This is a genomic window from Pseudorhodobacter turbinis, from assembly GCF_005234135.1.
GTDB classification, from domain to species: domain Bacteria; phylum Pseudomonadota; class Alphaproteobacteria; order Rhodobacterales; family Rhodobacteraceae; genus Pseudorhodobacter; species Pseudorhodobacter turbinis.
Genome location: NZ_CP039964.1, coordinates 1,662,094 through 1,677,511, shown reverse-complemented (window position 1 = coordinate 1,677,511; position 15,418 = coordinate 1,662,094). Strand labels below are relative to the sequence as shown.

Genomic DNA, 15,418 nt, shown 5'->3' with positions numbered 1-15,418 from the left:
TCCTGGAGTTGTTCACTGCTGCCAAAGTGGCAGAGACCGGTTAATAAAACTTGATGTCAGCTCAGTTTTTTGGAACTTTTGCGTTGCGGCCGGCCAAAAGAACGCTGACGGTATATGCGTCTTCCGGCGTCATGCCTGACAGGATCGCAGCGGATGTTTCCGGGCGCATACGTCCAAGAAAACCGGCAGCAAATTCGGGAGCCATGGTTGCGAACAATGCCGCGGCATCTTTTGGTTTCATGGACTGGTAAACTTCGGTGAGGCGCGTGAGATCGGCTTCCGATGCGCCATCCGCACGAGCCAGGGTATCGCTTAATTTTGCTTCTGCCTCGGCAAGTTTGGCAAGGCGTTGTTCTATGGCATCATCCGCTAGCGAGAGTGCTGCAAATCGATCAGTTAGGGCTACCTCGCGTGCTGAAACGCGCATTTCGCGTTCGGCCAGTGCTTCGGCCAATGCAAGCGGAGGCGCGGGGCAGCTCAGTGCGGCAGCAGCCGGTTTACCCTGTGCATCATCCATTTCTGTGCCCGTGCGTGCCATCGCCAAGCCGATTCCGTCCCCCAGCCTGATAACGCCAGAGACGGCCATGAACATGGCAAGGGTTACCAATGCCCCCCGCCCCGTTTTTTTCCGGGCAGAAACCTTTTTCGGCGTTTTCATTCTGCGGCCTCCAAATTGTCATGCGAGGACTTCCGGCGAACGAAACGGAGGCGTTTTTCAGGCTCATGGCCGGACGAACCCGATGTTGCGGAGCCGGATTTTGGTGCGTCTGGCAAGTCATGCATGGAGGCAAGCAGAAGTTCCAGCCGCGCGGCGACGCCTTCGCCCCTTTGGGTCAGTGTATCAAGTGACTTCGCCTGATGGTCGGCCGCGCCCCGTGCTTTTTCAAGCACGCGTGTCATGTCATCAACCTGCGAGGATAAAACGGCAATTGCCCCCCCCATACCCGTTTCGAGCGTCTGCAGTTTTTTGAGCCGCCGTGCCAGAATGTAACAGTAAGCCGCGGCGCCAAATGCACCGGATGCCAAAAGAATGTCAGCGATTAGTTGCATTTTCTTACCTCACTCAGTTCAATACAAATTCGGTTATCAAGAGATCGCGTACGCGCCCCTCACCGGTGACGATTTGGATACGGCGCAGCATATGCGCACGTATGCGAATCAGGGCGGATGGATCTTCTAGCTGGGTCACATCAACCGCTCGAAGATAGCCGTTCATGATATCCATGATGCGCGGCATAAGGAGCGTTACCTCGTCAACCATCGGCTTGTTCACCTCGATCTGAGAGGTGAACCGCAAGTGTCGGGAAGAGGAACCGGGGATCAGTGAAATGATGATCGGTTCTACCGGTACAAAGGCGATATCTGGCAGAGGGCTGGCTGTGACTTCGGCCACTTTTTCTTCATGTGTGCCGAGAATCATCCCGGACCAAGTGGCGTAAAAACCGCCCCCGCCCAGAACGAGCGCCAGAACCGCGCCGATTATAATCGGCAGCTTTGATTTCTTCTTCGGGGTGACTTCTTCGTCTGGGGTCTCTGCCTCGGCCATCGGGTTCTCCGTCCATTGCTCATAAATTATCTATAAGCTGGTGGTCACTAACCGATTGTTAATATCAATCCGCGAAACCTGAGGGTGAGTGGGGCAGAAGCCTCGAAAATGGAAAGAATGTCCGTGCAAAACCTTATTTCGCTTTGGTCTTCCCTCAATATGCGTCGTCGAATCATTATTGTCGGCGCGACGGTTGCAATGTTTTTGGCCGTTATTGGCTTGTCTCGTATGGCCACAACCCCGGAAATGTCGCTGCTTTATGCAGGGCTCGACAGCAGTGCGGCTGGGGAAGTTGTGCGCGCTCTGGATCAAAGGGGCGTTGTCTACGAAGTGGTGGGCGATACGATTCGGGTCGATAGCAGTCAGCGGGACTCACTGCGAATGACGCTTGCTGCCGAAGGTTTGCCAACGTCCGGCGGCGCCGGTTATGAACTTCTTGATGGCCTGTCAGGATTTGGGACGACCTCCCAAATGTTTGATGCGGCCTATTGGCGCGCAAAAGAAGGGGAGCTGGCGCGAACCATCGTCGCAGCCCCGGCGATTCGTGCCGCGCGGGTCCATATCGCGCAGTCGCAGGCCCAACCTTTTCAACGTGACAGGCGCCCTACGGCGAGCGTTACAGTTACCTCTGCATCCGGCGCGCTGGGGGCGGGGCAGGCAAATGCCGTGCGCCACCTTGTTGCCGCTGCGGTTGCGGATATGCAGCCCGATGATGTTTCGGTAATCGATAGCGTTTCCGGGTTCATTCCTTCGGGTGATGAGGCATTCTCTCCGGTTCAAGGCGGGGATGCGCGTGCAGAAGAATTAAAGCGGAATATCGAGCGGTTGCTTGTGGCCCGTGTCGGCCCGGGCAAGGCAATTGTCGAGGTGGCCGTCGATGTAGAAACAGATCGTGAGCAGATCACTGAGCGCCGGTTTGACCCCGAAGGACGTGTTGCGATTTCCTCGGACACGGAAGAGCGCAGCAATTCGGCAACACAGCCCAGCAATGATGTCACTGTTGCGTCGAACTTGCCTGAAGGTGATGCGGGGGCAGGTGGGCAAGGCACAAGTAATTCCACCGAAACGCGTGAGCGGGTGAATTATGAAGTATCTGAAACACAGAGAGAAATAATCAAATCTCCAGGCGCATTACGCCGCATCTCGGTCGCCGTGCTGGTTGATGGTGAGCAAGTAACAGCGCCGGATGGAACTGTTCTATGGGAGCCACGCAGCGAGGAAGAGCTTGATATCTTGCGCGAGTTGGTCACGACTGCGGCCGGTCTGGACGAGGCGCGCGGAGATGTTCTGGTATTGAAGTCGCTTGCGTTTGAGCCGATCGCCGAAACGGGCAGCCTTGCCGAGAGCAGCATAATGTCTGCGGTCGGTCCGCTTGATATTATCTCGCTGGTTCAGGCTGCTGTTTTGGGGGTTGTCGCTCTTATTCTGGGCCTGTTCGTGCTGCGTCCTCTTATGATGAGCGGGACACGCAATGACGCCGTGACGGCGGAAAGTGCGGCACTTGCATTGCCACCCGGTGAGGGAACTGCAGGCGTGGCGCAGGCGCCCAGAGTGCTTACTGGCGAAATTGATGATCAAGATATGCCAGACCTCGCGGTCGTCTCATATGATGAGAATGGCAAGGTCGACGCAGATCCAATGGCCCGCCTTCGCCGTCTAATTGATGAACGGCAAAGCGAAAGTGTGGAAATCCTTCGTGGTTGGATGGAAACCGATGAAGAGGAGAATGCGTAATGCCACCCCTTCGGCTGGAAGTTTTTGAAACCAAATCTGATGAAGGTGCTGCAACCCTCGTCACTGATCTGAACGCGATGGAGGAAGCACGCCTCGCAGCATATGAGCAAGGATACGCCGCCGGTTGGGAAGATGCCGTGGCGGCGCAGGATAGCGAGCGGAACCAGATGGCCGCCGATCTGGCCCATAATCTGCAATCCTTGAACTTTACGTATCATGAGGCGCGCTCGCATGTCTTGAAAGGATTGGAGCCGCTTTTGATGGATATGGTTGGGCGCTTGTTGCCAGAGGTTGCATGCGCCGTGCTGGCGCCCATCGTTCAGGAATCGTTGTTACCGATGGCAGAAAAAGCCGCCGATACGCCGATACAACTTTTGTTCAACCCCGCAGCGCGCGATGTAATCGAGCCCCTGATCAACCATGAAAACGCCCCGCCGCTGGTCTTGGTGGAGGAGCCAACTCTTGGTGAGGGCCAGGTATTCCTCCGTCTCGGTGACTGCGAAACACGGGTCGATCTTGATGGCGTCATCGCTGAAATCAAGGACGCGCTTTCGGATTTCTTTACCCTTTCAACCAAGGACCAAAATCATGGATGATCTTGCTGATAACAACCCGTTCAGCCAAGTGCCGATCGAGATAACCATATCTGTTGGTCGAGCGCGGCCACAAGTTAAAGAGCTTCTGAAGTTGGAACGTGACGCCGTTCTTGCACTGGACCGCCGCGTCGATGATCCTGTTGAGCTTTGGGTCGGTGATCGTCTGATTGCGCGCGGAGAGCTGGAAGAGATGGAGGGCGAAAACGCGGGCCGCTTGGCTGTCCGACTGACCGAAGTTGCAAACCTGAAGGGTGGGCTTTGATGCAGCGACTTCTTGGCCTTGCCTTACTCCTGACGGTCGTCGCATCCCCAAGTTTCGCACAGCAAGTGACGCTTGATATGGGGGATGGCGGGTCACTTTCCGGCCGTGCCGTGCAGTTGATGGCTTTGGTCACAGTGCTAAGCTTGGTGCCCGGTATCGCGGTAATGGTGACCTGTTTTCCCTTTATCGTAACGGTGCTGTCTATTTTGCGGCAGGCGATCGGTCTGCAGCAGTCGCCTCCGAATATGCTGATTGTCAGCCTTGCGATGTTCTTGACATGGTTCGTCATGGAGCCGGTTTTCACCGAGGCCTGGCTTCAGGGCGTCAAGCCTTTGACAGAAAATGCGATCTCCTTTGAAGAGGCGTTCTATGCCACACTTGGCCCCTTCAGGGGCTTTATGTCGGCGCGAATGGATGGCGATACATTTGCGGCTATGCAAGCGCTGCGCCCCGGAGAGGCGAGCGCGCCGATCGACTCACCTTTGTCGCTGTTGGTGCCATCGTTTTTACTGTCGGAGATCCAACGGGCATTTGAAATCGGTTTCCTTATCTATCTTCCATTTTTGATCATCGACCTGGTTGTTGCCGCGGTTTTGATGTCGATGGGGATGATGATGGTGCCGCCCGCCGTTGTTTCGATGCCATTCAAGCTTGCATTCTTTGTTGTGGCGGATGGTTGGGCGCTGGTATCCGGCGCGCTTGTACGAAGTTATTTTTGAGGGGGCCCTCGGGTGGCTTGCCAGCAGAGGCGCGTTTAGCCAAAAAGCTAGGGTCATGTTCACGGCAAGGCTGTTCCCTATCGCGCAGCATCTGTTGGAATCGGTTGTGCTCCCAAACTGGCAGAGACTTGTTCCCCCGCTTGCTGTATCAGCTTGCCGATTGCGGCGGTTTGCTCGGGGGGCAAGCGGTGCGAGGGGCCGGAGATGGATATCCCGCCAACGGCCTCGCCATGAAAATTGAGAATGGGCGCCGCAATGCACCGCATGCCGATGGCCTTTTCTTCATCGTCAAAGGAAAAGCCCTGGACGCGGATCAGGGCAAGTTCCTCCCTGAGACCCTCGGCGGTGCAGATAGTATTCTGCGTGAAGGACGGCAGGGGGGTATTGGCCAGATAGCGGGCAAGGTGCTTTTCGGAATGCATTGCCAATAACGTCTTGCCGATGCCCGAGGCGTGCATCGGCGCCTGCGTGCCGGGCGGGAAAAACGCGCGGATGGATTCGTGGGTTTCAACTTGGGCAACAAAAACCACATTGTCGTCGCGCTCTATTCCTAAATTGGAAGTTTCGCCAGTTTGATCGCGCAACTGCTGCATCACAGGCATGGCGCGGGTGATGAGGTTACTGCGCCGCAAAAAAGCGCTACCAATTCGAAATGCCTCTGCCCCGATTGACCATTCTTGTGAGGCGGGGTTCACCTCGGCCATGCCGCGCAGCCGGAATGTGGACAACACGCGGTAGATCGTTGCGGGCGATTGCCCCATGTTTGCGGCGATCTGCGACAAGGTCATCGCACCACCTTCGGCCAAGGTTTCTAGGACGTCAATCGCACGGTCTAGCGATTGGATGATGTTCTGGCTTTCGTCACCATCAAACCGTTTCGGGCGGCCTCTGCTGCGGTGCTCATCGGTCATTTTTCGGATCTTTCGCGATATTTCTATTCGCGTGAACCTTTCAGTGAAAAACGATTTCTGTAAATGAAAAAATACAACATGCTGAATAATATATATAAAAATGACATATTAATGTTTTGAAAAACGATTCCAAAAAAATTGAGGCTACATGCGACTCCCCCTAATCTGATGCCAACCCTATGGAGGAGAATGTCATGACCTTTCAAAATCCGGTTTTTATCCCCGGCCCGACCAATATGCCGGAAGCGATCCGTCAGGCCTGCTATATGCCAACGATCGACCACCGCTCCCCCGTGTTTGGCAAGATTCTGCATCCGTGCCTTGAGGGCGTGAAAAAGGTTCTGAAATCGACTAGCGCCAAGATTTTCATCTTTCCGTCGACGGGAACGGGCGGCTGGGAAACGGCGTTGTCGAACACGCTGAGCAAGGGAGACAAGGTTCTTGCCGCGCGCAATGGCATGTTCAGCCACCGTTGGATTGATATGTGCCAGCGTCACGGCTTGGATGTGCAGGTCGTTGAAACCCCTTGGGGGCAGGGTCTTCCTGCTGACAAATATGAAGAGATCTTGCGCGCCGATAAATCCCACAGCATCAAGGTTGTTCTGGCGACGCATAACGAAACGGCGACCGGCGTGAAGTCCGATATTGCGGCCGTCCGCCGTGCCTTGGATGCCGCAGGCCATCCGGCGATGCTGTTTGTGGATGGGGTGTCTTCGATCGGGTCGATGGATTTCCGCATGGATGAATGGGGCGTTGATATTGCGGTGACCGGCAGCCAAAAGGGCTTTATGCTGCCCGCCGGCCTTGCGATTGTCGGCTTTTCCGAAAAGGCGATGAAGTCGATGGAAACCGCGACCCTGCCGCGCACTTTCTTTGATGTGGGCGATATGGCCAAGGGCTATGCCAACAACGCCTACCCCTACACGCCGCCGGTTGGTTTGATGAACGGCCTCAAGGCATCCCTTGCGATGATCGAGGCTGAGGAACTGGAGAATGTCTTTGCCCGCCATAGCCGCATTGCCGAGGGGGTGCGCCGCGCGGTGGATGCTTGGGGCTTGAGGCTTTGCGCGGCCTCGCCTGATGTCTATTCCGATACGGTTTCCGCGATTTGTACCCCTGAAGGTTTCAACGCAACCGACATCGTGACGGTTGCCGCGCGCGATTACGACATGGCCTTTGGCGTGGGCTTGGGCGAGGTTGCGGGCAAAGTGTTCCGCATCGGCCACCTTGGCAGCTTGACGGATGCGATGATGCTTTCGGGGCTGGCGACGGTCGAAATGGTGATGGTGGATTTGGGGCTTGATATCAGGCTTGGGTCCGGTGTTGCGGCGGCGCAGGAATATTACCGGCTTGGTTCCGGTAAATCCAAACGCATCGCGGCGGAGTGAGCGCATGTATATCCCCAGCCTCGCCGATATGTTGGTCGCGCATGAACGGATCAAGCCGCACATCCACCGAACGCCGGTTCTGACCTCGCAATACCTTAATGATCTGACCGGCGCCGAGTTGTTCTTCAAATGTGAGAACCTGCAAAAAGCCGGTGCCTTCAAGGCGCGGGGGGCGTCCAATGCCGTGTTTGGTCTGACGGCAGAACAGGCCGCCAAAGGGGTTGCCACCCACTCCAGCGGCAATCACGGGACGTGCCTGTCTTATGCCGCCGGTCGGCGGGGTATTCCTTGCACGGTGGTCATGCCGCGCACCGCACCTCAGGCCAAGAAAGACGCCGTGCGCGGCTATGGTGGTCGTGTGGTGGAATGTGAACCCTCGACCACCAGCCGTGAGGCGGTCTTTGCCGAGGTGGTGGCCGAGACCGGCGCGGAATTTGTGCATCCCTATAACGATCCGCGTGTGATTGCGGGGCAGGGAACCTGTTCAAAGGAGCTTGTCGAGCAGGTATCGGGCCTCGATGCGGTGATTGCCCCGATTGGCGGCGGCGGCATGATTTCGGGCACTTGCCTGACGCTGTCTAACCTTATGCCGCAGATCAAGATTTATGCCGCAGAGCCTGAGCAGGCCGATGACGCCTATCGCAGCTTCAGGGCCGGTCACATCATCGCCGATGATGCGCCGGTGACCGTTGCGGATGGGCTAAAGGTGCCGCTCAAGGATCTGACGTGGCATTTCGTGCAGAACCACGTCACCGATATTCTGACGGCCTCGGAACAAGAGATCATCGACGCGATGTTATTGATCTGGAAGCGGATGAAGATCGTGATGGAGCCGTCAAGCGCGGTGCCTTTGGCGACGATCATCAAGAACAAAGACGTTTTCGCGGGCAAGCGCGTGGGCGTTATTATCACCGGTGGCAATGTCGATCTCGACATGCTTCCTTGGCAGCAAAAGTGAGGGCAGGACCATGAACACCAAGACGAATTTTGATGACTTCGAGGTCGGTTACGACATCCCCGCCAAACCGGGCATGGATGAGGCGGATATCCAAACGCCGTGCCTGATCCTTGATCTGGATGCGCTGGAACGGAACGTGAAAAAGATGGGTGACTATGCCAAAGCCCACGGTATGCGCCACCGTGCGCATGGCAAGATGCATAAATCGGTCGATGTTCTAAAGCTGCAAATGGAGATGGGCGGCGCGATTGGCGTTTGCTGCCAGAAGGTGTCAGAGGCCGAGGTTTTCGCCCGCGCCGGCATCAAAGAGATCCTCGTTTCCAATCAGGTGCGCGAGGCGGCCAAGATCGACCGGCTGGCAAAGATGCCGAAACTTGGCGCCAATGTGATTGTCTGCGTTGATGAAGTGGCCAATATCGCCGACTTGTCAGCAGCCACACAAAAACATGGGACCGAGCTGGGGATTTTTATCGAAATTGACTGCGGCGCGGGCCGTTGCGGCGTCAAGACAACCGAAGCGGTGGTGGAGATTGCCAAGGCCGCTGCCGCCGCGCCGGGGCTGACATATCGTGGCATCCAAGCCTATCAGGGCGCGATGCAGCATATGGACAGCTTTGATGATCGCAAGGCCAAGCTTGATGCGGCAATCGCACAGGTTTCCGATGCGGTGGGCGCGCTGAAAGCCGAAGGGATGGAGACAGAGCTGGTTTCCGGCGGTGGCACGGGGTCCTATTATTTTGAAAGCAATTCAGGTGTTTACAATGAATTGCAGTGTGGATCCTATGCATTCATGGATGCTGACTATGGCCGTATCCACGATCAGGATGGCAAGCGTATCGACCAAGGCGAATGGGAAAATGCGCTGTTTATCCTGACCAGCGTGATGAGCCACGCCAAAGCCGATAAAGCCATTGTTGATGCCGGCCTCAAGGCGCAATCCATGGACAGCGGCCTGCCGTTCATCTTTGGCCGCGACGATGTGAAATACATCAAATGCAGCGACGAACATGGTGTTGTTGATGATCCCGATGGTGTGCTGAAGGTCAATGACAAGCTGCGTTTGGTGCCGGGCCACTGTGACCCGACCTGCAACGTGCATGATTGGTATGTGGGTGTGCGCGGCGGCAAGGTCGAAACGGTCTGGCCGGTTTCGGCGCGCGGTAAGGCCTATTGATTGCCCCCAAGGGGATGGTTTGAACAGATGAAGGGCAGGGCGTGGCCTTGCAGGAGGGATGTCTATGTGGATTGTACCAGAGGCGAAGATTGCCGATTTAATGGATCGGGCGACCTGTTTTACGGCAATCGAAGGGGTGTTTGCCGCGATGTCGCGCGGGGATGCCTATAACTTTCCGGTCATCCGCGAGTCCATTGGCCATGCCGATGCGCTTTATGGGTTCAAGTCGGGGTTTGACCGGCAGGGGTTGGCGCTGGGCCTTAAATCCGGGGGCTATTGGCCGGGAAATGAGGCCAAGGGGCTGACCAATCATCAGTCTACCGTTGTCTTGTTCGATGCAGATACCGGCAAGGTAAAGGCGCTGGTGGGTGGGAACCTGTTGACGGCCCTGCGTACGGCGGCGGCTTCTTCGGTCTCTATCCGCCATTTGGCGCGCGAGGATGCCAAGGTTTTGGGTATGGTCGGCGCGGGGCATCAATCCGCCTTCCAGATGCGTGCGGCAGTGGAACAGCGCCAGTTTGAAAAGGTGGTGGGCTGGAATTTTCATCCTGAAATGCTGGACCGCCTTGCCAATACCGCCCAAGAGCTGGGCCTGCCCTTTGAGGCCGTCAGCCTAGACGAGCTGGGCGCGCAATCGGATGTGATTATCACCATTACCTCCAGTTTCGACCCTATTTTAAGCGCGGCACAGATCAAGCCCGGCACGCATATTGCCTGCATGGGCACTGATACCAAAGGCAAGCAAGAGGTGGGCGCCGATCTGGTGGCGCGCGCGACGGTGTTCACCGATGAGGTTGCGCAGGCGATCAGCATTGGTGAATGCCAGCATGCGGTTGCAGACGGCCTTCTGGACAAGGCCGATATTGCCGAGCTGGGCGCCGTGATCAACGGCACCCACACAGGCCGCAGCAGCGCCGAAGAGGTGACGTTGTTTGATGGCACCGGCGTTGGCTTGCAGGATCTGGCAGTGGCGGCGGCGGTGGTTGATCTGGCTATTGCCAAAGGTGTGGCCATCGAGGTGGATTTCTAAAACCCGGCCCTCTTTTTCACAAAGGGGGCCGTTTTTACAAAAGCGTTTCCAGACGCAGGTCACCGATACTTTGTGCCATTCGCGCAACCATGAAATCAATGAAAAGCCGCGCTTTGGGGTCTTGTTTGCGGCGGTGTGAATAGAGGCAGGCCATCTGAATTGGCACAGGCGGGTGCTGGCGTAAAACCGGCACCAGCAGCCCGTCCTTGATGTAATCGGACACCTCAAACAATGGCTTCATAATGATGCCCTGCCCCTGCAACGCCCAATTCGTCAAAATGTCCCCATCGTCACATTCAAAGGGGCCCGAAATCTCAACCCGTTTCGGGCCATCCTTGGTTTGCAGCGGCCAGCGGAACTCTGGCGCGCCGGGATAGCGCAGGTTTAGGCAATCATGCGCAGACCTCAACGCCTCGATGCTGTCCGGTTCGCCGCGCGCCGCGATATAGTCCGGAGAGGCACATAGAACCCGTTCGCAATCGGCGATCTTGCGGATGCGCAGGCTGGAATCCTCGGGGATGCCAAGAAAAAAGGCAACATCCAGCCCCTCCATCGCCAAGTCGATCTTGCGGTCGGACAGGCGCAGGCGGATCTTTATCAGCGGGTAGTCTGCGCGAAAGGCGGCCGCCTCGGGGGCGATAAGGCGACGGCCAACCCCCAAGGGTGCCGAGACGTGCAAAATGCCGCGCGGCACCAATGTAACCTCATTCACCTCTGCTTCGGCCTCATCCACCGCATCCAGAATTTTGCGCGCACCGGGGTAAAAAATATTGCCCTGCTCGGTCGCGTTCAGCATCCGTGTTGTGCGCTGAAACAGCCGCACGCCCAAATGCTCCTCCAGTTGCGATATGCGGGCTGAGGCCACCGCCGCCGATATCCGCATGTCGCGCGCGGCCGAGGACATATTCCCCAGCTCGTATACGCGGATGAAAGTTCTGATATTATCAAGATATGCCATGCGTCGATTGATAGTACAATTTTGAAACAGCTAGAAGTCTTTTTGTAATGCAATCAAATGGCGCATCGGTTTAGGGTTGTATGATAGACCACGAGGGAGATCGACATGTACGAGATGGCAATCATCTGGGATTGGCTGGGCTTTGCTGTACGGTGGGTGCATGTCATCACCGCGATGGCCTGGATCGGCGCATCCTTTTATTTTATCGCGCTGGATCTTGGCCTGCGTAAGGTGCCGAACATGCCCGAGGGTGCCCATGGCGAAGAGTGGCAGGTCCATGGGGGCGGGTTTTACCACATTCAGAAATACCTGGTCGCCCCGTCGAATATGCCCGAGCATCTGATCTGGCATAAGTGGCAAAGCTATACCACTTGGCTGTCGGGTGCGGCCTTATTGATGATTGTCTATTGGGCGGGTGCAGAGCTGTATCTGATCGACGCGCAAAAGGCCGATCTGTCGCAGTTGCAGGGCATTGTGATCTCCGCGGCATCGCTGACCCTTGGCTGGATGATCTATGACTTTTTGTGCAAATCCAAGCTTGGCGAGCGTCCGACGCTGTTGATGGTCTTGCTGTTTGTTTTGCTGGTGATCATGGCTTGGGGTTACAACCAGATTTTCACGGGCCGCGCGGCCTTGCTGCATCTGGGGGCTTTTACCGCCACGATCATGACCGCCAATGTGTTTTTCATCATCATGCCGAACCAGCGCATTGTGGTGAAGGACCTTCAGGAAGGCCGCACCCCGGCCGCGAAATACGGCAAGATCGCCAAGCTGCGGTCGACCCATAACAACTATCTGACGCTGCCGGTTATCTTCTTGATGCTGTCCAATCACTATCCACTGGCGTTCGGCACTGAATACAACTGGCTGATCGCGGCGCTGGTGTTCTTGATGGGCGTCACGATCCGGCATTTCTTTAACACCATGCACTCCACCGGTAAGGGGCCGCATTGGACGTGGTTTGTGACGACGGTGCTGTTCATCCTGATCATGGCGCTGTCCACGGCCCCCCTTATGCAAGACAGCTATGAAGAGGCTGAGGCCCGCGATCTGACCAAGCTGGAGCAGGTTTTCGCCAATGCCGAGGGGTTTGAGGAGGCGTCCGGGATCATTCCCGGTCGTTGCGCCATGTGTCATGCGCGCGAACCGGGCTGGGAAGGTATCCACCGCGCGCCCAAGGGGATCTTGCTGGAAACTGCCTCTGATGTCGCGAAAAATGCCAAGCTGATTTACCTTCAAGCTGGCGTTACCCATGCGATGCCCCCCGCCAACCTGTCCTTCATGGAAGAGGAGGAGCGCACCGCGATCCGTAAATGGTATCGCAACGCGTCAAAAAATCTGCCTATTGCCGTGGCGATGGATTAAGCTACCCAAAAGCAAGGGTAGAGGGTTGATATGATTGTCCATCTGGCAACGCTATTGGCGTTCCAACTGGCGGGGGAGGCCCTGTCGCGCGGGCTGGGATTGATTATCCCCGGTCCGGTTCTTGGTATGTTGTTTCTGTTGGGGTTCTTCATCCTGCTGCCACGGGCGGCGGCGGCGATTCAGCCCACAGCATTAGGCCTGTTGTCCCATCTGTCCTTGTTGTTCGTGCCAGCCGGTGTCGGGATTGTGGGGCATCTGGACAAGCTCGGCTCTGACGGGGTGGCGATATTGCTGGCGATCATGGGCAGCACCGCCTTGGCGATTGTGGTGGGCGCGTTGGTTTTTGTCGGCCTGTGCCGTTTGACGGAGAAAAGCCCATGACCGGCCTGCCCGAAATCTGGACCTATCTTGCCCAAGAGCCCTTGCTTTGGTTGACGGCGACCTTGATTGCCTACGGTGTGGGGGATGCGCTTTTCGGGCTGTCGGGGCGCAAGCCCTATGTGAACCCGGTGATGATCGCGGTTATCCTGCTGGCATCGCTTTTGTGGTTCGCGCGCGTGCCATATGCGACCTATTTCGAGGGCGCGCAATTTGTGCATTTCATGCTTGGCCCGGCAACGGTGGCCTTGGCGGCACCGCTTTATGCCAACCTTGGCAAGATAAAGACTACTGCCATTCCGATGATCGGGGCCTTGATCGCGGGATCGGTTACGGCGATGCTTTCGGCGCTGGGTATTGCCTATGCCTTGGGCGTGCGGGGGGAAGTGCTTTTGTCGCTGGCCCCCAAGTCGGTCACCGCACCCGTTGCATTGGGGGTGTCGGAATCCATTGGCGGGTCGCCCACATTGACGGCTGTGCTGGTTATTTTGACTGGGATCATGGGGGCGGTCATGGCGACGCCCTTGCTTAATCTTATACGGATTAAGAACTGGCAGGCACGGGGCTTTGCGGTTGGGGTTGCCTCGCACGGGATCGGCACGGCGCGGGCGTTTCAGGTGAATGAAACGGCAGGGGCTTTTGCCGGTATCGGGATGGGCATGAACGCGGTTTTGACGGCGATCATTGCGCCGATCCTTGTAAGGTTGTTCCTGTAACCCTTATTCGGACGCAGAAAACTGGCCGTATCGCCCTTGGGTGAATACCAAAGGCGCGCCTGCATTCCGGACACAACGCAGCACGCGGCCCACGATAATCAGGTGGTCACCGCCATCATGGGTGGCATGTTGCACACAGTCAAACCGCGCCAGCGCACCCGCGATCAGGGGCACCCCCTCGGCGTTGTGGTGATAGGACATGCCCTCAAACCCCAGCCCGCCACGAATGAAGCGCTGGATCAGATCGCCTTGGGCATCGGCCAGAACATGAATGGCATAGTGCCGCGCCCCCGCGAATTGTTCGAACCGAGAGGACCGCTTTGCAGGCGACCAAAGCACCAGCGGCGGGTCCATCGACAGGCTGGCAAAGCTGTTGGCGGTAAACCCCATCGGCCCGTGGTCACCCGCAACCGTAACAATCGTCACGCCGGTCGCAAAGCAGCCCAAAGCATCGCGAAAAGCGCGCGCGTTGGTGGCGTCGGGGGTAAAGCTCTCGTCTGTCATTTCGTCTCCGTCGGGCGGTGGAATGGCGTTGTCGCCCTTTGGGCCGACCATATGGCCAACCCGTTAACGGGAACAGCCCTAGGCCGCATCTTTGTGCGGAATAAGGTGATTAACGGGCCGGACCACGTCAGTCAGCTATAGGTGCGCGCAGAAAGAGATGTCTCTTCCAACGTGGTTTGCAGCAAGGAAAGTATCCCGACTTCGGCCCGGTTCATGGTGCGTTTTGGGTTGGTCACAACATGGATATCGATTGCGGGCAGGGCGGTATAGGGCGGCAGTTGCCACAAAAGGCCCTGAGCCACATCGCGGCGGGCCACATGTACCGGCAGCGCACCAATACCGATGTTGGAGATGATCATCCGCCGTACCTCTAGCAAGCTGGACGAGATCCCCTTAAGCCCCGGCTGTAACCCCAATTGCACCCGCAAGGCGGCGACACCAAACAGCGGGCCAGTCGTCTCATCCGTCTCAAATGACACGGCATATTCGTCGCGCAGCTCTGACACGGGGATATCTTTGCGGCCAAAGAGCCGATGCTTTGGCCCGCAATAAAACCCGAAATATTCACGGTAGAGGATGCGTTGATCCAGCTTGCGGCTGTTATCCTCTAGCAAACAGACCCCCAATGTGACGCGGTTTTGCTGCACATCTGCCAGCACCTCGGCGCTTTCTAAGGTTAAAAAACTATAGGTGACCTGCGGGTGGTGCGCGTTGAACTGTTCCAGCACCGCATCAAAATGAGAGGAGACAACATGGCTGGCCACGGCGATGCTGATATGGCCGCTCACCTCGTCATCCAGCCCGCTCATCAGGTTGGGAAGCTGTGAGACAGTGCCAAAGACCGAACGTGCCTCGGCATAGAGCACCTGCCCGCGGGGTGTGACGCTGAAATGTGTGGGGGAGCGGTTGATGAGCTTGCAGCCAAAGCTGTCCTCCAGCCGCATGAGCGCGGCGGAGATGGTGGGCTGTTTTAGCCCCAGAAAATTTGCGGCGGGCGTGATGCCACCTTCGTCCACGACCACCATAAAAGTGCGCAGCAGGTTCCAATCCAATTGCCAGGGCAGGCGCTGTTCGTATTTTCTAAGCATAGATGAAATCTATTTTCAATATTTTCAATATCTATTTGCCCTATGACCTCATGCAATGCAACTCTGCTTGTGGAAAACATATTTGGGCGCG

18 protein-coding genes are annotated in these 15,418 nt (G+C 56.8%); 11 read left to right on the top strand and 7 right to left on the bottom strand.

The window, feature by feature from the left end:
- Positions 1-61: 61 nt before the first annotated feature.
- Genes EOK75_RS08185 through EOK75_RS08175 form a run of 3 tightly spaced genes read right to left on the bottom strand, consistent with a single transcriptional unit; the run spans position 62 to position 1,546 of the window.
- Complete coding sequence (locus EOK75_RS08185) at positions 62-658, bottom strand: MotE family protein (RefSeq protein ID WP_137193484.1); 597 nt, start codon at positions 656-658, stop codon at positions 62-64.
- Positions 655-1,050, bottom strand: a complete 396-nt coding sequence (locus tag EOK75_RS08180) for a hypothetical protein (RefSeq protein WP_137193483.1) — start codon at positions 1,048-1,050, stop codon at positions 655-657. The genes EOK75_RS08185 and EOK75_RS08180 overlap by 4 nt, the downstream gene beginning before the upstream one ends.
- 13 nt (positions 1,051-1,063) lie before the next feature.
- On the bottom strand, positions 1,064-1,546 hold the full coding sequence (locus EOK75_RS08175; protein WP_137193482.1) for a flagellar basal body-associated FliL family protein: 483 nt from the start codon (positions 1,544-1,546) through the stop codon (positions 1,064-1,066).
- A 117-nt stretch (positions 1,547-1,663) separates the two neighbouring features.
- On the opposite strand from EOK75_RS08175, the gene fliF reads away from it, so the two are divergent.
- From fliF to fliP, 4 genes are read left to right on the top strand one after another with little or no spacing between them, the layout of a single operon-like run.
- A complete protein-coding gene (fliF, locus tag EOK75_RS08170) occupies positions 1,664-3,280 on the top strand; it encodes a flagellar basal-body MS-ring/collar protein FliF (protein WP_137194343.1) in 1,617 nt (538 codons plus the stop codon).
- Positions 3,280-3,876: a FliH/SctL family protein gene (locus tag EOK75_RS08165; RefSeq protein ID WP_137193481.1), complete on the top strand. Its 597-nt coding sequence runs from the start codon at positions 3,280-3,282 to the stop codon at positions 3,874-3,876. Before fliF ends, EOK75_RS08165 begins: the two co-directional genes overlap by 1 nt.
- A complete protein-coding gene (locus EOK75_RS08160) occupies positions 3,869-4,138 on the top strand; it encodes a FliM/FliN family flagellar motor switch protein (RefSeq protein WP_137193480.1) in 270 nt (89 codons plus the stop codon). Before EOK75_RS08165 ends, EOK75_RS08160 begins: the two co-directional genes overlap by 8 nt.
- A complete protein-coding gene (gene fliP / locus EOK75_RS08155; RefSeq protein ID WP_137193479.1) occupies positions 4,138-4,857 on the top strand; it encodes a flagellar type III secretion system pore protein FliP in 720 nt (239 codons plus the stop codon). Before EOK75_RS08160 ends, fliP begins: the two co-directional genes overlap by 1 nt.
- A gap of 77 nt (positions 4,858-4,934) precedes the next feature.
- On the opposite strand, the gene bhcR is transcribed toward fliP, so the two are convergent.
- The gene (gene bhcR, locus EOK75_RS08150; protein ID WP_137193478.1) at positions 4,935-5,768 is read right to left on the bottom strand and encodes an HTH-type transcriptional regulator BhcR; all 834 of its coding nucleotides are present in this window, start codon (positions 5,766-5,768) and stop codon (positions 4,935-4,937) included.
- A 194-nt stretch (positions 5,769-5,962) separates the two neighbouring features.
- Here bhcR and bhcA point away from each other — a divergent pair, with 194 nt between their 5' ends.
- The 4 genes from bhcA (at position 5,963) to bhcD (ending at position 10,318) form a co-directional block, all read left to right on the top strand.
- Positions 5,963-7,156, top strand: coding sequence for an L-aspartate--glyoxylate aminotransferase BhcA (gene bhcA / locus EOK75_RS08145; RefSeq protein ID WP_137193477.1), 1,194 nt, complete (start codon positions 5,963-5,965; stop codon positions 7,154-7,156).
- A gap of 4 nt (positions 7,157-7,160) precedes the next feature.
- Positions 7,161-8,114 carry a beta-hydroxyaspartate dehydratase BhcB gene (bhcB, locus tag EOK75_RS08140; RefSeq protein ID WP_137193476.1) on the top strand — a complete coding sequence of 318 codons (954 nt, stop codon included), beginning with the start codon at positions 7,161-7,163 and terminating at the stop codon, positions 8,112-8,114.
- 10 nt (positions 8,115-8,124) lie between these two features.
- Positions 8,125-9,288, top strand: a complete 1,164-nt coding sequence (bhcC, locus tag EOK75_RS08135; RefSeq protein ID WP_137193475.1) for a 3-hydroxy-D-aspartate aldolase BhcC — start codon at positions 8,125-8,127, stop codon at positions 9,286-9,288.
- Positions 9,289-9,352: 64 nt separating this feature from the next.
- Positions 9,353-10,318 (top strand): iminosuccinate reductase BhcD, encoded by a 966-nt coding sequence (gene bhcD / locus EOK75_RS08130; protein WP_137193474.1) that lies wholly within the window; start codon positions 9,353-9,355, stop codon positions 10,316-10,318.
- A 34-nt stretch (positions 10,319-10,352) separates the two neighbouring features.
- Here the strand turns inward: bhcD and EOK75_RS08125 are convergent, their stop codons facing one another.
- Positions 10,353-11,276 (bottom strand): LysR family transcriptional regulator, encoded by a 924-nt coding sequence (locus tag EOK75_RS08125; protein ID WP_137193473.1) that lies wholly within the window; start codon positions 11,274-11,276, stop codon positions 10,353-10,355.
- Between the two features lie 105 nt (positions 11,277-11,381).
- On the opposite strand from EOK75_RS08125, the gene EOK75_RS08120 reads away from it, so the two are divergent.
- The 3 genes from EOK75_RS08120 to EOK75_RS08110 are packed head-to-tail and all read left to right on the top strand — an operon-like array spanning position 11,382 to position 13,735.
- Positions 11,382-12,641, top strand: a complete 1,260-nt coding sequence (locus tag EOK75_RS08120) for a urate hydroxylase PuuD (protein ID WP_137193472.1) — start codon at positions 11,382-11,384, stop codon at positions 12,639-12,641.
- Positions 12,642-12,671: 30 nt separating this feature from the next.
- The gene (locus EOK75_RS08115) at positions 12,672-13,022 is read left to right on the top strand and encodes a CidA/LrgA family protein (protein WP_137193471.1); all 351 of its coding nucleotides are present in this window, start codon (positions 12,672-12,674) and stop codon (positions 13,020-13,022) included.
- Positions 13,019-13,735: an LrgB family protein gene (locus EOK75_RS08110; RefSeq protein WP_137193470.1), complete on the top strand. Its 717-nt coding sequence runs from the start codon at positions 13,019-13,021 to the stop codon at positions 13,733-13,735. The genes EOK75_RS08115 and EOK75_RS08110 overlap by 4 nt, the downstream gene beginning before the upstream one ends.
- Positions 13,736-13,738: 3 nt before the next feature.
- Here the strand turns inward: EOK75_RS08110 and EOK75_RS08105 are convergent, their stop codons facing one another.
- A complete protein-coding gene (locus EOK75_RS08105; protein WP_137193469.1) occupies positions 13,739-14,239 on the bottom strand; it encodes a flavin reductase family protein in 501 nt (166 codons plus the stop codon).
- Between the two features lie 131 nt (positions 14,240-14,370).
- Positions 14,371-15,327 carry a LysR family transcriptional regulator gene (locus EOK75_RS08100; protein WP_137193468.1) on the bottom strand — a complete coding sequence of 319 codons (957 nt, stop codon included), beginning with the start codon at positions 15,325-15,327 and terminating at the stop codon, positions 14,371-14,373.
- Between the last annotated feature and the right edge of the window lie 91 nt (positions 15,328-15,418).

Bases quoted from the DNA above. Each gene is read 5' to 3' on its own strand.
- EOK75_RS08115 (WP_137193471.1), top strand. From the start codon at position 12,672: ATGATTGTCCATCTGGCAACGCTATTGGCGTTCCAACTGGCGGGGGAG.
- EOK75_RS08105 (WP_137193469.1), bottom strand. From the start codon at position 14,239: ATGACAGACGAGAGCTTTACCCCCGACGCCACCAACGCGCGCGCTTTT.
- EOK75_RS08125 (WP_137193473.1), bottom strand. From the start codon at position 11,276: ATGGCATATCTTGATAATATCAGAACTTTCATCCGCGTATACGAGCTG.
- EOK75_RS08120 (WP_137193472.1), top strand. From the start codon at position 11,382: ATGTACGAGATGGCAATCATCTGGGATTGGCTGGGCTTTGCTGTACGG.
- EOK75_RS08100 (WP_137193468.1), bottom strand. From the start codon at position 15,327: ATGCTTAGAAAATACGAACAGCGCCTGCCCTGGCAATTGGATTGGAAC.
- EOK75_RS08185 (WP_137193484.1), bottom strand. From the start codon at position 658: ATGAAAACGCCGAAAAAGGTTTCTGCCCGGAAAAAAACGGGGCGGGGG.
- fliF (WP_137194343.1), top strand. From the start codon at position 1,664: ATGTCCGTGCAAAACCTTATTTCGCTTTGGTCTTCCCTCAATATGCGT.
- bhcR (WP_137193478.1), bottom strand. From the start codon at position 5,768: ATGACCGATGAGCACCGCAGCAGAGGCCGCCCGAAACGGTTTGATGGT.
- EOK75_RS08180 (WP_137193483.1), bottom strand. From the start codon at position 1,050: ATGCAACTAATCGCTGACATTCTTTTGGCATCCGGTGCATTTGGCGCC.
- EOK75_RS08160 (WP_137193480.1), top strand. From the start codon at position 3,869: ATGGATGATCTTGCTGATAACAACCCGTTCAGCCAAGTGCCGATCGAG.
- bhcD (WP_137193474.1), top strand. From the start codon at position 9,353: ATGTGGATTGTACCAGAGGCGAAGATTGCCGATTTAATGGATCGGGCG.
- fliP (WP_137193479.1), top strand. From the start codon at position 4,138: ATGCAGCGACTTCTTGGCCTTGCCTTACTCCTGACGGTCGTCGCATCC.
- EOK75_RS08175 (WP_137193482.1), bottom strand. From the start codon at position 1,546: ATGGCCGAGGCAGAGACCCCAGACGAAGAAGTCACCCCGAAGAAGAAA.
- EOK75_RS08165 (WP_137193481.1), top strand. From the start codon at position 3,280: ATGCCACCCCTTCGGCTGGAAGTTTTTGAAACCAAATCTGATGAAGGT.
- bhcC (WP_137193475.1), top strand. From the start codon at position 8,125: ATGAACACCAAGACGAATTTTGATGACTTCGAGGTCGGTTACGACATC.
- bhcA (WP_137193477.1), top strand. From the start codon at position 5,963: ATGACCTTTCAAAATCCGGTTTTTATCCCCGGCCCGACCAATATGCCG.
- bhcB (WP_137193476.1), top strand. From the start codon at position 7,161: ATGTATATCCCCAGCCTCGCCGATATGTTGGTCGCGCATGAACGGATC.
- EOK75_RS08110 (WP_137193470.1), top strand. From the start codon at position 13,019: ATGACCGGCCTGCCCGAAATCTGGACCTATCTTGCCCAAGAGCCCTTG.